Source organism: Actinomadura rupiterrae (genome assembly GCF_024172125.1).
Classification (GTDB): domain Bacteria; phylum Actinomycetota; class Actinomycetes; order Streptosporangiales; family Streptosporangiaceae; genus Spirillospora; species Spirillospora rupiterrae.
Map to the genome: position 1 here is coordinate 75,227 of NZ_JAMZEA010000004.1, position 14,077 is coordinate 89,303.

Genomic DNA, 14,077 nt, shown 5'->3' on the forward strand with positions numbered 1-14,077 from the left:
CTGACATCCCTGCATCGAGGTTACCGAAGGGGGCCAGTGCCAGGCCTGGTGGCGTCAGTGCGCCGCATGGTCGTTCCTTTCCAATTACCCAGCTGGTTCATGTCGCAGGGCGCAGCGGCCGCTGCCTGTCCGGCTCTAGACGTACGCTGCGCCCAGTGACCTGGTCACCTCAAAAATCGAGAACTGATCGATCTGGTAGGGCTTTCACGGCACGCAAGACAGCGCGCACTGATCACCATCTTCTCAGATGAATCGGAGGAGCGACACGGGTTCCTCAGTTTTGCAGTTGTTCAGCGTGGATTTTGGAGATGGCCGCCTCCTGGACGCCGATCCGTCCTTCAAGCTTGTGACGCAGGAGGAGATCGATCACTGTCGCGTAGTTGACATCGCCTGGTACGTCGATGGCTACCATAGCCTTTACGTCACCTACCTCCCAATGGCATCCCAGGGCTTCGATGTCGGCCACGAAATTTCGCCAGCATCCGTCCTCCATCTCCACTATTCGAATTGTGGAATGATCGGACTTCGCTTTGTGATGATCAAACACCAGTTCACGACGGTCATGATCAGGGCGCACCTGGACAAGGTCGCCGATCGCAAGGCCTCGAGCGAAGAATGGGACGTTGACGACTCGCACTTCAAGTCGAATCCCGGTCTTCTCGCCCCAGAGTCGTTCCACTGCAACTGGCGGCCAGTCTGGACGCTCCTGCTCCAGGTCGAAGGCGATCTTAAAAAGCTTTCGACCGGTCAGTGCCTGCGGCAGGGCCTCACGGTGGTCCAGTCCCTCAGTCATCGGCCAAGAACTCTCTCAACTCGTCGTCCCAGTCCTCCAGCGGCTTATTCGACTTGCTTCTGTTGCATAGCCGGCAAGCTACGCAACCATTATGAGCAGCGCCGCAACCGCCAGTGGTTTTCGGAATGATGTGATCGATTTGGGCGTCGTCGGGAAGACCTTTCTGCGCTACTCCGTTCACTCTGGATGGGCGCCGGAACACCGAGCGGCCGCAGTAGTCGCAGGTGAACCCACCGTCATCCCCCGCGTTGGCATCATAGACCTTCTGACGCTCAGCGTCCGTGAAGTCCAGGCCCGCGCGTGTATCGACGTGGTCGCCACAATTGTGAGCCAGGACGAATACTCCACCTGCGCTCACATAGAAGGAGTGCGTATCAGCGACCGTGATGTCATGAACTCGCGGATGCCCTGGGACCTCGTCGACGCTGGTGACGCGAACCTCGTTGCCGTCGCTGTCGAGCAGCTTGCGCCCCGGTGAAAGTTCATCAGCCCTGAGCCATTGCTGGGCTTCCCTGTCCCAGAAGAGGTGGTGTTCAGTAGCGGTGACCGTACTGCCGCGCAGTGCCTTGGAGTCAAAGAACGATACCTTGATCAGTTTGACGTAACGGGTCCCCGAAATGGTGCCCGTCACCTGAGAGGTGCCAGTCTTTCCTGTTTTGACGTTCGCGGCCAGCACTTTGTCGCCCGGCTGGACTTGGGAAATATTTTTGATACGTCCGTTCGCCAAAAGTACTTTGGCATTGCCTGGGAAGCTGTTTATAGGGCAGGATTTTGCGACTTTAGCGATTCGTCGTTCTGCTTCGAGTGCCCGTTCAGCTGTGCGGGCCTCTTTGCCTGCCTTGATGAAGTCCTTGATGGCAGTGACGGCTTCGCCTGCAAGTTTCCATAGGCGCTTGGCGAGGCGGGCCCCCTTGGCCCACTTCCATGGGGCGCCGTACTTGCTGAGGATTTTGGCGGCAATTCCTCCGGCGAAGGACATCGCGATGTTGAGGACCGTTTCGCCGCAGGCTCCGAAGTCGCCCTTGGTGACGCAGTCGATGCCTGCGGTAATTCCGAGTTCATCGGCGGCGATTTTGACGATGCCGAGCAGGGCATTCTTCAGGCGGCCTTGGGCGGCAGCGACGCGGGCGCGCATTTCCTTGGCCTTTTGCTCAAGGAGTTGCTCGCGGGTGGGGCCGGTGGGGTGGCCTGCGGCCCAGCCGCCGCCGTTGCTGTTTCCGCTGCGGGCTATGACGTTGCCGTCGTCGTCGCGAACGGTGTAGCCGGGTCCGTGGGCGTTGGGCTGACGGTTGACGCCGTCGCCGTTGTGGCATTCTCCCTGTTCTCCCGGCCAGCATCTGGTTCCGGTGGGGTCGGAGTTGGTGGAGGGGTTGTTGTCGGCGTAGGCGTAGCTGTTCATGCTCTGCGGGTCGCCCTGGTCGAAGAGCGGGTCGCCGGAGATGAAGCGGCCTGTGGAGGTGTCGTATTCGCGGGCACCGAGGTGGACCAGGCCGGTTTGGGGGTCGTTGGTGCCGCCGACGAAGCCCTTCTGGTCGGGCCAGGCGGTCGGTTGGGTTTGGCCTGCGGGAAGGCGTTCGGTGCCGAAGGGGGTGTAGCGGCGGCGGGTGACTTCTTGGGTGACCGGGTCGATCGCTGTGGTGGCGGTCCCGGCGGGGTCTGCGAGCAGGACGGTGACTGGTTTGGTCGGGTTTTCGGTGCGGACGGCGATGACGCGGTCGCCGTGAGCGTAGTACCGGGTGGCGGTCACCTTGCCGGTGGCGTCCATGGCCAGTTCTTGGCCGTCCAGGTACAGGGTGGTGGCGCCGGGCTGGCGGCGCAGCAGCAGGTCGCCTTCGGCGTCGTAGAGGTAGGTGCTGTCCTTGCCGTCGTTGGTGGTGAACTTGTCGAGGCGCCCTTCAGGGTCCCATTGGAGTTTCTGGGTGTCGCCGTTGATCACGCGTTCGACGGTGTTGCCGGCCTGGTCGTAGGTGTAGGTGTTGCGGGACTTGCTGTCGCCGGTCTCGGTCAGTGCCGAGGTGAGGGTGTTGGGCTGGTGCGTGCCGTTCTCGTCGTAGTTGAAGGTGCGGCGGACGTCCTTGCCGGTGTCACCGGTGAGGTCGTGGTCGGTCTCGCCGGTGCGGTTACCGCCGGCGCTGTAGCCGTAGGACTGCCAGTACGGTGCCGCTCCGCCCAGCAGGGTGGAGGCGTTGTCGGTGGTGGGGCGGGTGGAGCAGTCGTCGGTGGTGGGTGTCCAGGCTTCGTCCAGGCGCCGTCGTGAGTCTTGGTGGAAGCATTGGATGTCGGCGGTCTGGCCTTGCGGGGTTGAGGCGATCTTGGTGACGTTGCCGGACGGGTCGTAGCTGTAGTGAACGTCGTCGGCCTGGCTGGTGCCGGTTCGGTCGGTGCGTACCTCGTTGAGGCGGCGGGTGGCGGGGTCGTAGTAGTTGGTGACCCAGGTGGACTTGGCGGTGGAGGTGCCGAGTTGGAGTTGGTTCAGCTCACCGAACTCGGTGTAGGAGGCGCCGTAGGCGTAGGTGGTGAGTTTTCCGCCGATGGTGCCGTCGACGCTGGTCAGCTGTCCGAGGCCGTTGTAGCTGTAGCTGACGGTTTCGGCCGCCAGGCCGCCGGCGGCGGGCATGGTTTGGGTGTCGACGCTGCCGTCGAGGTTGTAGGTGATGGAGCTGGTGTAGCTCTTGCCGAGGTTGCCTTCGGTGGTGGGGATAGTGATGGTGTTGCCGGTGGGTCGTCCTGCCTTGTCGTAGCCGGTGACTTGGTTGACGTATTGCTGGCCGCCGGAGTAGCGGACCGAGCGGGTCATCTGGCCCTTGGCGAGGGTGTCGTACTCCCAGCCGGCCAGTTGCGGGCGGCCGGTGGCGGACTGGTCGAAGAGACCGGTTTTGCGGCCAAGTTCGTCGTAGTCGATCCCGATGGTCTGCTTACCGCCGGAGGGCGCCGGGCGGGAGCCGGTGATGGTCTTGAGCTCGCCGCCGTCGTCGTAGGTCATCGACGTGGTGCCGCTGTCGGGGTCGGTTTGGGAGATCTTGTTACCGCGTAGGTCGTAGCTGTAGGAGTGCTCGCGGCCTTCGGGGTCGAGGACCTTCGCCAGCTGTCCGGCCGGAGTGTACTCGTAGCGGGTCTTGTCGAACCCGTCGCCGTTGTCTTGCCACAGCTCGGTGGTCTTGCCGCGCGCGTCGACCAGGGTGGTGGTGGCTCGTCCGCCCTGGGGCGGGTTCACGATGGTGCGGTCGCCCAGGTACTGGGTGGAGGTGGACCACTTCTCACTGGCGAAGCTGTACAGGGTGTCCTTGATGGCCCGGCCCGCGCCGTCGAAGGTGGTGACGGTCTGGGAAGGGACTTGGTTGTCGTCGGCGGGGGCCGCCAGGACCCCAGACGATGCGTGATCCTTGTCGTAGTAGGGGGAGCTGGACTTCCAGGCGCGTCCTGCCGAGTCGTAGAAGGTGTCGGCGAGGATCCGGCCGCTGCCCGACACCGGCCCTTGGGCCTGACGGGGCCGCAGCAGGCCGTCGTAGATCTGGTAGCTGCTCTTCTGCCCGCCGTATGGCAGCAGAGACTTGCTGGTCACCACGGTGGGGGCGGTGCCGGTGATCTGGTAGGCGAACTCGGCGTTGGGAGTTTGGGCGGTGGTGCGGCCCGGTCCCCACACCTTGGTCACACGTCCCAGACCGTCGTAAGCGAAGGTGGTGGCGTTGCCGTTGGTATCAGTGGTGCTGACCGCGCTGCCGAGCGCGTTCAGGGTCTGGCTGGTGGTGTGGCCCTTGACGTTGGTGACGGTGATGCTGTTGATGATCGCGCCGGTCGAAGGGGTATAGCCAGTGGTGGTCTTGTGCCCCAGGGCGTCGGTGCTGGAAGTGATGCGACCGTAGGAGTCGTAGCCGTTGGTCTTGACCGTGACGTACTGCGGAGTGCCGCCGGAGTAGGACTTGGCCTCTTCGACCTTGGTCGCTTCGCCGAAGTCGTTGTAGCTGGTGACCATGTCAGAGACCGACTGGTCGGGGTACTTGGGTGCCACCGGGTCGCCGGTGCCGTCACCGTCGCGGCATGGGATGGAGTCGGTCCACTGCCGCTGCACCAGGCCGTCGATGCCCTTGGCCGGCACGCTGCCGTAGGTGTAGTGCGTGCAGCGGTCGTCGTCGGTTCCGATGGTGGCGCCGAGGTCGCCGCGGTCCCATTGGGTGCGGACGGTGCCGTCGTCGTTGTATTCCTTGATCAGTTCGGTGCGGCGGTAGCCGCCCGGCTGGCCGACCAGGGCGGTGCGTGAGCGGACCTTGGCGGTGTTGACGATATTGGCCTTCAGCGCGCCTTGGGTGGCGGTCGGGCCGTGCACCCAGGCGGTGTTGATCGATCCGCCGAGCTCGGGGCCGTTCACGCCGTTGTAGGTGATCTGCTCGCGCAGGAAACCCTGCAGCGCGGGGTCGTCCTTGCTGTCGGTGCCTTCGGAGTCGGTGATGGTTACCGGTTTGGTTTTGGTGGCGTCCTTGGGGTCGGCGCGGTCGCCGTCCATGCCGCGGTAGTACAGGTAGTCGGTGCGGGTCTGGTCGGGGCCTGCGCTGCCTTGCAGGACACGGACCTTGGAGTAGCCGCGGTAGTCCGACCAGGTCTTGTACTTGGGTGCGGTGAGTGCGTCGTTGTCGGGGTAGTGCCAGGCGGGTTTGTCCAGATACTGGTAGGAGGTAACGGTGGCGGGCGAGCCTCCGACGCGGTCGTCCTGGGAGACCTGGGTGACGACGTATTTGTGCATCCAGTCGGTGATCAGGTCGTTTGGGTCCGTCGCGCCCGGGCGCGGGATCCGGATCGGGAAGCACCGTTTGTCGTTGGTTTCGGGTGTCAGGGTCTGCCCGGTGGCGCATTCGGTCGGCGAGTAGACGACGTTGGTGGTGCCGCCGCTCTCGTTGTCGATGGCGATGATCCGGTAGCGGGCGTAGTTCGGGAGGCCGTCGTTGAGGCCGTCGACACGGTTGGGCAGGGTGTCGCCGTGGAAGATGACCTTGGGCATGGGCGTGTCAGTACCGCCGAGGTGGCCGGTGTGCGCTATGGACTGCAGCCACAGCGCCGCGTCCACGCCTTTGCTGGCCCCGGGGTAGCTCTGGGCTAGGTCGTAGGTGTCGACGGTGTTGTAGGCGGTGCCGTTCCACACTTTGGTGGTGATGGTGGCCAGGCGTTTGCGCGTCCAGAATGTCGGCGAGTTGTGGTCCTTGCAGGGCTTGCCCTTGAGGCAGCTTTGGTCGACCGGAACGTCGGGCCAGTGCGCGGCGTTGGCTGTGACGAACTTGGTGTCGTCGTCGCAGTTGAAGGTGCCGTCGGTCAGGCAGCGTTCCTTGACGTCGAAGTTCACCCGGTAGGGCGAGTTGGCGGGGCTGATGTCGCTGGTGGTCAGGCCCCAGTCAGCCCGCACCAGGTAGCCGCCGCGGATGTAGGCGGTGCCGGTGTCGGTGGCCTTGTTTTTGGCGTAGTAGTTGGTCTCCTTGGCGTAGTAGTACGCCATCGCGTTTCCGCGGGGGTCGACGACGTAGTCAAGGTTCCAGCGCCAGGCCTGGTCGCAGAAGGAGCCGGCGAACGTGCTGGCATGGCAGGGCTCGTTGTCGTTGTTGCCGGCGACTGGGACGGTCCAGGCGGAGTTGGTGTCGGCGGCGGTGGAGTTCCACTTGCTCTTGCCGAAGTAGTACTGGGTGCCGTCGTCGGTGGTGACCCGCCAGTACTCACCGTCGTTGTCGGTGTTGGGAGCGCCGGTGAGGTGCTCGATCTTCATTCCGTCGTCGTTTTTGGGCCGCCACTGGCCGGTCTTGTCGTCGCGGACCAGTTCGGCGCCGCTGCCGTTGAGCGACAGTGTCGCGTTCTCGCCGCCCCAGCACTGGTCGCCGGGTGCGGGCGTGCCTTTTTCTCCGTCGTCGCTGCAGGGCTTGTATTTGCGTTCGATGTAGCCGGGCCAGTAGTCGAAGCCTTCACCGATCCACGACGGCTGGTTGTTGGTGGCCGAGGTGCGGCCGTCGACGCTGCCCGAGGAGTAGGACAGGCCGATCTGTGGTGTGGGGCCGGCCTGGGTGGCGGGCAGCCGGATTGGATAGGACCAGGTGAAGTCTCCGGACTGGTTGGACACCTGCCAGGTCGCCGACGCTGACAGTGGGGTGGCGGAGAAGTCGCCTTGGGGGCCGGAGGCCCCGGCTGTGAGCGCGAGCAGCGCCCCGCCAGAGGAGGACGGCGCGGATGACGCCTTGGGTGCTTGGGCGGGGGGCGCCGACGGCGAGGTTGACGGCTGCCGCTTGGGCTCGGTCGAGGGGGTGTGGCCCGGTCGCGGGGAGGTCCTTGGCGTGGAGGTGGAGGCCTTCACCTGCGGGGTCTTGCCGCCACCGGCGCCCTGCCCGCTGGCGTTCGGTGTCGGCGCGGTAGTGGGAGGCGTGGTGTTGGGAGGCGTTGCCGGCGCGTCGGCGACGGCGGGGACGTCGATGTTGGCGACGACCTGGCCTGCTCGCGCGTCGTTCCAGGTTCCGGCGACCGGCGCCGGTGCGCAGGCGGAGGCATCCGGGGTGGAGGTTGCGCAGTTGGGCAACCGGACAAGTCGCAGCCGCGACGCCCAGTCGGCGCCGCCCACATGTGCGAAAGCCGAGTAGTCCACGCGAACCGAGACACGACCGGCACCGGCCTGCGCGTCAGCGGCCGTCACCCGCAGCACCAGCCCGCTCTGGCCGAGTTTGCTGGTGGTTTTGCGGTCGAGGACCTCCACGCGGACCCGTCCCGGCGTGGCAGGCGCGGCTTGGCGGCTCTTGGTCTGCACACCGGATGCGGGCGTCGCAGGCCCGACCCAGACCGGCAGGTTCCCTGCACGCCGGGGCGGGGATGAGGCGAGAGCCTTCCCGGATGCCTGCGGGTGTCCGCCCGGTGTCAGCTCGACTACCGCGGCGCCTGGGGCAGGCCAGTTAGCGCTGGGTGTGTGCCGCAGTGCCGCGGTGTCTGAGCGCGTCGGTCGCGACGGTTTCGAAGGGACCTTGCGGGTTTTCACCGGATGCTCACGGCGGGGGTCGGGGCGGCCGCCGCCTTTGTCGGCGAACGCCGGCGGCGGCATCGCGCTGGCCAGCGAGGCCGCTACCGCAACCGAGGTCACCGTCGCCAATCGAGCCGCCAGGCGGCCATGCCAAAACGAGCTGTTCAACCAGCCACGCACCACAACACTCCGAGGGAAGAGATGTCACATGCAAAGTTCAGGGTTCGCCGATCGCCCTCGGCAGCCCGCGGAGGCGAGCTGCCGAGGGCCGACGGCGCGTTACAAGTGGCCGTCGGTGCCGGCCTGGTCCACCTTGACCAGGCCGGCACTGGTTCCGTTGAAGGCCGACGGGTAGAGGTGCACGTCTGACACCAGCCCGGCCAGATCGTTTCCGGCGAACGGGCCTGGCCACCGCGAGCGGCCAATTTGGAGGCTTCCCGCGGTCCACCCTGCGCTCAGGTTGATTGGCCCCGGCCCTGTTCTTTGGTCATCGGGCCCCGGGCGTGCGTTGATGTACAGGTACAGCTGGTCCTCGGTGGCGTCGTACACGCCCGCAAGGTGGGTCCAAGCGTCGGTGGGCGGGAGGTCCAAGCTCGAGCGGGCCTGGCGGACCTGGAAACCGGTCTTTTTCTCGTCGGGGTTGGCCATCTCGAACGACCAGTACTTCTGGCCTTGATCCACCACATAGCGAAGCGAGAAGCCTGTGGTGTTGTCGCCGGTTTCGCTGACGATGGTCATGTTGCGGTCGGGCAGGCTCGGCAGCCTGACCCAGGCGGTCACAGTGAAGCTCTGATCGGTGCTCACCACCGGCGCCCTGCCGGTGGAGTCGTCGCTGCCCTTGCAGTTGGTGACCGTGGTTTGCGTTGTGCCGCAGCCGGTGGAGAACCCGATCGCGTCGGTGTCGCCGAAACGTCCCGGTGCTGCGGCGGTGCCCTCCCCAAGGACCAGCGGATGGTTCTTGCCCGACAGGTCCGCACTGGTGGTCGCGTTCCCATCGGCCATGCGCCAGAAGCCAGCCGCGCGCTGCGGGCACAGGTCGGGCACCGTTCCGTCGGCACCCGCGGGGCAGAACACATCCCCCACGTTGAAGGTGGCGATGCCGGCATCGGCGCGGTTGCCCATGGCGTCCACAGCCGCGAAGTTGATGGTGGTCGGCCCGAACTGCGACGGCGTCACCGGGACCGGTTTGGAGGTTTTGTTGGCATCAGTACCGGCCGCTACCGAAGTGTTGGGGGCGGCGCTGCCCAGAGACCACAGGTAGTGATTGAGGTGCCCCGGATCTTCCGGACACGTCCATAGCTAGGATTGTGGACGAACCGGAAGGAAGGTCATTGGCAAGGCGTAAACGGCGGTACTTCTCCCAGGAGTTCAAGGACGAGGCCGTCCGGATGGTGCTGGACGGTCCGCGGCCCATCACCCATGTGGCACGAGACCTGGATGTGCACGAGACCACCCTGGGATCCTGGGTGAAGGCGTATCGGCTGACGCACGGCGCCGACACGCAGGCCGCATCGGGTCCGGGCGAGGGCAGGACCGAGCGGGAACTCCAACTCGAACGCGAGAACCGGAGGTTGCGCGAGGAGAACGCCTTCCTGAAAAAAGCCGCGGCCTTCTTCGCCAGGGAACACCCGTGACCGCCAAGTACGAGTTCATCGACGCGGAGAAGGCCAACCACAGCATTATCGATATGTGCGCCTGGCTGCATGTTTCGCGCTCGGGGTTCTACGAGTGGCGGCGGCGGCCGGCCTTGGCGACCCGCGAACGCCGCGAGCGGCTCAAGTTGATGATCGAGGCGGTCTTTGCGGCCAACCACCAGACCTATGGCTATCGGCGGGTGCATGCGGTTCTGGCTCGGTCGGGTGTTCGGGTGTCGCCGGAACTGGTCCGGCAGCTGATGCGCGAGCTGGGTCTGGAGTCGGTGCAGCCGCGGCCGTGGCGGCCGGTCACGACCCGGGCCGACGGCCCGGGCGCGGTCCCCGACCTGGTCCGCCGCGACTTCACCGCCGCCGCGCCGGGCACCAAGCTGGTCGGGGACGTCACCTACATTCCCACCTGGGAGGGCTTCGCGTATCTCGCGACGGTGATCGACTGCCACTCCAAGATGGTGGTCGGGTGGGCGATGGGCGACCATTTCAAAACCTCGCTGCTCACCGACGCCCTGGATGCGGCCGCAAGGAACATCGACATCGAGCCCGGATGTGTCTTCCACTCCGATCGCGGGTCGAATTACATGAGTGCCGAGTTCGGTCGGCACCTGGCCGGGCATGGAATGCGCCGGTCGGTGGGCCGGACGGGCGTATGTTGGGATAATGCCTTGGCCGAGTCGTTTTTCGGGGCGTTGAAGAACGAGTGGCTGAACCGTATGGTATTTGCCACGCGCGCGAAGGCCCGCCGGGCGTGCATGCGCTACATCGAGGGCTTCTATAATCGACGCAGGCTACATTCCGCGAACGGGTACCGGACCCCATGGGAGGTCCACAACGAGTACCTGGACCGGCAGCAAGCCGCGTAGATCACCCATCAAGCAGGTGTCCGGAAAACGCGAGGCCCCTCAGATCGACATCGGCGTTGCCGGCGCCGGCGGGAAGGCTGAAGGTGAAGTATCCGGTCTTCCCGGGCTGACCAGCCCACACCGACGGGTCAAGGCTGTAGACCGGGTCAGCTCCGGTGACCGGGTCCTTTGCTGCCGTGATCGTCGGTGCGGGGACGTCGGGTTTGGTGGAGTCCTGCTTGAAGTAGCACGGGCCGGTCCACGCGCTGAGCCCGCCGTTGGCTTGGCCCCATTTGTCATAGTCGCGGACCCACACCTCCCACACTGCGTCGGGAAGCATTCCTGAAGGCGGGGCATTGACGTAGGCTCTGGCACCACTGGTGTGTGCTGTGGTGTCGTACCCGACCCCAGGGGAGGTCGGCGGCGGCGACACCGACTTGTTCCACCAGTTGAACTCGGTCTTGACGATGCTGTCGCCGTCAGGGTCGCTCACCAGCGCGCTGAGCTTCGGAGCCTGTCGGCTGGACAGCGCACCGATCAGTGTCGGCTTGGACTGGTCACGCGAACAGACCTTGCCTTCGACCGTCACCTGCGAAGCCGACGGCGCCCGGTTGTAGTAGATCGTCAGGCTCGGGTCGAGCTTCATCCGGATCCACTGGTCGCTGTTGTCTTCGACCTGGGTCCGCAGTCCGAGCGTGGTGATGTCCCAGCCGTTGGTCGCGGCCTTCTGGGCGGCGGCGGTCATGTTCCATGTGAGGCTTTTAGCTCCGCAACCGGTATGCCCAAACGACCCAGAAGCCGTCCCCTGCTTGTTCACCGACTGCCAGTGGCTGGAGTCGGAGAAGTTGTTCCAGGTCTCGTTGCCGTTGATCCCCGACACCAGGTACAGGTCGACGTTCACCTCGTAGCTACACGACCACTGCGGCGTCCAGGTCCCGGTGATGGAGAAGGTCGTCTTCTGGTTGGAGTCCCCGGTGATGATCTTCGCGCCGGTCGGCAGCGGTGAGGTGTCCATCGCGAACATCGACCGGATCGCGCCCGCGCTGCTGTACCGGCCCGCCCGCGGCGGGTACGGCGTCCCGTCAGACTGCTTGCAGCTGTTGTCGTAGCAGACGTTGTCGCGCAGGCCGGATGACCCGTCGATGTAGGCCCAGTGCTTACGCCCTCGCGAGAACGTGGGGTCCACGTAGACCGGGAACTTGGTGTTGGGGTCGGTGAGCATTGCCTGATCGGGGATCACCGTCACCGCGTCGGGCGCCACCTGGGTCTGCATCGGCTTGGTCTGCGGCCTGTCCTGCGGCGCGTCCTGCGGCTCGGCGGCCGCCGCCTTCGGCGCGACCTGCCCAGTCCCGCCTGCAGTGGGGGCCGTTGCGTTGGTGGAGTCCCACATCAGCGGCTGGTTGGCGTGAAAGACCGTCTCGCCGGATGAGGTCACGGCGTTCACACCGTTGGAGCCGTCCGAACGCAACCCGACCCCGACGGTACGCGCCCCGAACCGGATTTTCGCCAGTTCCGGATTGCGTGCGGCTTCGGGGGTTTTGACGACCAGCACCTCTGAGAAGCCGGAGTAGTCCGCGGTCACCCGCAGATCGACATCTGGCAGCACGCCCCGGTACTCGGCGGTGTCGCCTGACACCACCGGCGCGGGCAGTTTCGTTGGCCAGGTCAGCTCCATCGAGCGTCCGTGGTCGGAGAAGCGGACCAGCCGGTTGTCGCCGCCGCTGCTGAACACCACCTGAGCCGGACTGGCCGCTGGGGCCAGGCCTCCGCCGGCTGCGGCCTTCAGCGAGGTGTCAATGGCACGCCAGCCGCCGCCAGAGGTCCGGAACCGCTGCGGGATCGACGAAATCGTCAGTTTGTAGGCCCCGTCGGGATTCGCCTCGGTGACTGATGTGTCGGTGGTCAGCGCCGATACTTCGACTGGCTTTCCGGTACGTCGTGCCTCTGCCGAGGCCCACAGCGCGGTCCCCTTCGGGGGCCCTGAATCTGCGCTGTCGGCATGAGCCGACGCTTGAGGCAAGCCTTGAAGGACTCCACACGTGGTGACCACCGCCAGCGCGGCAGCGATCACTCGTCGGGTCGGTGACCTGTGTTTTTGTGCAGCCTGAAGCCGCGAGATAGCACGCCCCGCCACCACGCAACCCTCTACGTTCGAGCCGCGTCATCTGAGCGCGGACGTTCCACACGCATAGATCCCCGCCATGCGCACGGACAGTTATAAACCAGACATAAGCGCCGGGGAAGCCCAGGTCATCAACTTTCTAACCTTACGCATACTTGACTACTCATTGTGAGTGAGGCTGCGTACGTCGAACCATTTCGCTAGACGCGCTAGCTAGCGCATCGGTTTACCTCGAATCCGTCACCAACTAGGGAGAGCGGTGTGACTCCCCTCACAAACTGTTCGCGTTTTTATCTCAGTCGCGCTCCGGCCACGGAACGCTGCCTGTTCCTGAGCCGCAGGGCCGGTCGCAGTGACGGATGTCAGCCAGCCCTTGGAAGGCGGCGGTCACGAAGGCGTGACGAGAGAAGGGCGACGTACTCGGGCAGTCCTGTGGACCGTCGACGAGGATCCGCCGAGTCGCCGACCGGCGCGGCCGCCCGCTCGTCCGGTGCCCCCCGCCTGGGCAGGTACAGCGACTGCCTGGAGCTCATCAATCTGATGGAGTCCATCGGCACCCGCGCCGCCGCCGGTCCTGGCAACAAGCCGGCCTGGCCTTGGTTGACCAGCGCAGCGCAAACCACGGCTGTGAGGGCCGATGGGATACCGATCTGTGGCTGCGACGCATACGAAGAACGCAACGCCGGCAGCTGCCGCTGCGTGAACGGTTCGTCGGTCGGCTGATGGCTCGGCATGGGCGAGCCGACGAGGGATTCGGTCTGTTGAGCCCGCACCTCGTTGATTGGTTCCTGGCCGAGGTGTCGGTGGAGGCGGCTGAGGCCGCCGGCCGAGGCGGTGAGGCCGCGACGCTGCTGGAGGCGCGTATCGAGGCGGGTGAACCCTGCTGCGACTCTCCGAACTGCAGGCACGCCGTATCAAGCCATCCAATGCGATCGAGTTGCTCGCTGGGATCCGCGAGCGGCAAGGCCGGGTTGAGGAGGCGATCGCTTTGCTGCGTTCCCGGCAGAGCGTGGCCGGGGGTGGCCGCGAGCCGCTGGCGGATCTGTTGGCGCGGCACGGCCGGGTGGAGGAGCTGCGCGCCTATGCCGAAGTGTCCCCGCTGGTTGAGGTGACGCGGTGCTTGTCTGAGCTGTTGGAGGCGCGCGGTGATCTGGACGGTGCGATCGAGGTGTACCGGGAAGCGCCTAATGCTTCGGTCGCGTTTGAGGTGAACAGCGCGGCGGAGCTTTCGCAGCTGCTGCAGCGGCATGGCCGGGCCGGGGAGGCGCTTGAGGTGATTCGGATGCTCGCCGAATCTCCTCACGGCGACGACTGGAGTATCCATCTGGCGTGTGTGATGTACCTCGAGCAGGACCGTGCCGGTGAGGGGCTGGCGTTCCTTGATGCGTGCGAGGCGCGCCACCCTGACGCCTGGTGGGACTTTTCCCATTGCGTCTGGCGTTGATGGGCGCGTGCGGCCGCCATGGCGAGGCGCTCGAGTTGGCGGGCTCGCACGCCGATGCCGACAGCTGGTACGTGGCTCAGGGTGTCGCCGATCTGTTGATTGATGCTGGGCGCTTCGACGAGGCCGTTACTGTCCTTCGGTCGCATCTTCCCGCCAGCGCTTCAAGGTTGGCGTGGCTTCTTGCCAGCCTTGGACAGGTCGAGGATGCGATCGCCGTCGTCCAGTCCCGCCGGGCCTCTGCCGGGTCCTGA

Annotated in this window: 7 protein-coding genes; 3 read left to right on the forward strand and 4 right to left on the reverse strand. The window is 65.5% G+C overall.

Annotated features, from left to right (window positions below; genetic code table 11):
* Positions 1-274 precede the first annotated feature (274 nt).
* The 3 genes from FHU30_RS13380 to FHU30_RS13390 all read right to left on the reverse strand — a co-directional run bounded on the left by FHU30_RS13380 (position 275) and on the right by FHU30_RS13390 (position 8,945).
* The gene (locus FHU30_RS13380; protein WP_253875487.1) at positions 275-793 is read right to left on the reverse strand and encodes a DUF4265 domain-containing protein; all 519 of its coding nucleotides are present in this window, start codon (positions 791-793) and stop codon (positions 275-277) included.
* Positions 786-7,511: an RHS repeat-associated core domain-containing protein gene (locus FHU30_RS47030; RefSeq protein WP_253875489.1), complete on the reverse strand. Its 6,726-nt coding sequence runs from the start codon at positions 7,509-7,511 to the stop codon at positions 786-788. The genes FHU30_RS13380 and FHU30_RS47030 overlap by 8 nt, the downstream gene beginning before the upstream one ends.
* A 537-nt stretch (positions 7,512-8,048) precedes the next feature.
* On the reverse strand, positions 8,049-8,945 hold the full coding sequence (locus FHU30_RS13390) for a LamG domain-containing protein (protein WP_253875492.1): 897 nt from the start codon (positions 8,943-8,945) through the stop codon (positions 8,049-8,051).
* Between the two features lie 212 nt (positions 8,946-9,157).
* Here FHU30_RS13390 and FHU30_RS13395 point away from each other — a divergent pair.
* Positions 9,158-10,281, forward strand: a protein-coding gene (locus FHU30_RS13395; protein WP_372503897.1) for an IS3 family transposase whose coding sequence is annotated in 2 segments (ribosomal slippage) — positions 9,158-9,377 and positions 9,377-10,281 — 1,125 coding nt in all. Because the reading frame shifts where the segments join, the coding sequence is not laid out codon by codon here.
* A gap of 1 nt (position 10,282) precedes the next feature.
* Here the strand turns inward: FHU30_RS13395 and FHU30_RS13400 are convergent.
* Positions 10,283-12,331 (reverse strand): hypothetical protein, encoded by a 2,049-nt coding sequence (locus FHU30_RS13400; RefSeq protein ID WP_253875494.1) that lies wholly within the window; start codon positions 12,329-12,331, stop codon positions 10,283-10,285.
* Between the two features lie 988 nt (positions 12,332-13,319).
* Between FHU30_RS13400 and FHU30_RS13405 the strand changes: the two genes are divergently transcribed.
* Positions 13,320-13,826 carry a tetratricopeptide repeat protein gene (locus FHU30_RS13405; protein ID WP_253875496.1) on the forward strand — a complete coding sequence of 169 codons (507 nt, stop codon included), beginning with the start codon at positions 13,320-13,322 and terminating at the stop codon, positions 13,824-13,826.
* The gene (locus tag FHU30_RS13410; protein ID WP_253875499.1) at positions 13,796-14,077 is read left to right on the forward strand and encodes a hypothetical protein; all 282 of its coding nucleotides are present in this window, start codon (positions 13,796-13,798) and stop codon (positions 14,075-14,077) included. Before FHU30_RS13405 ends, FHU30_RS13410 begins: the two co-directional genes overlap by 31 nt.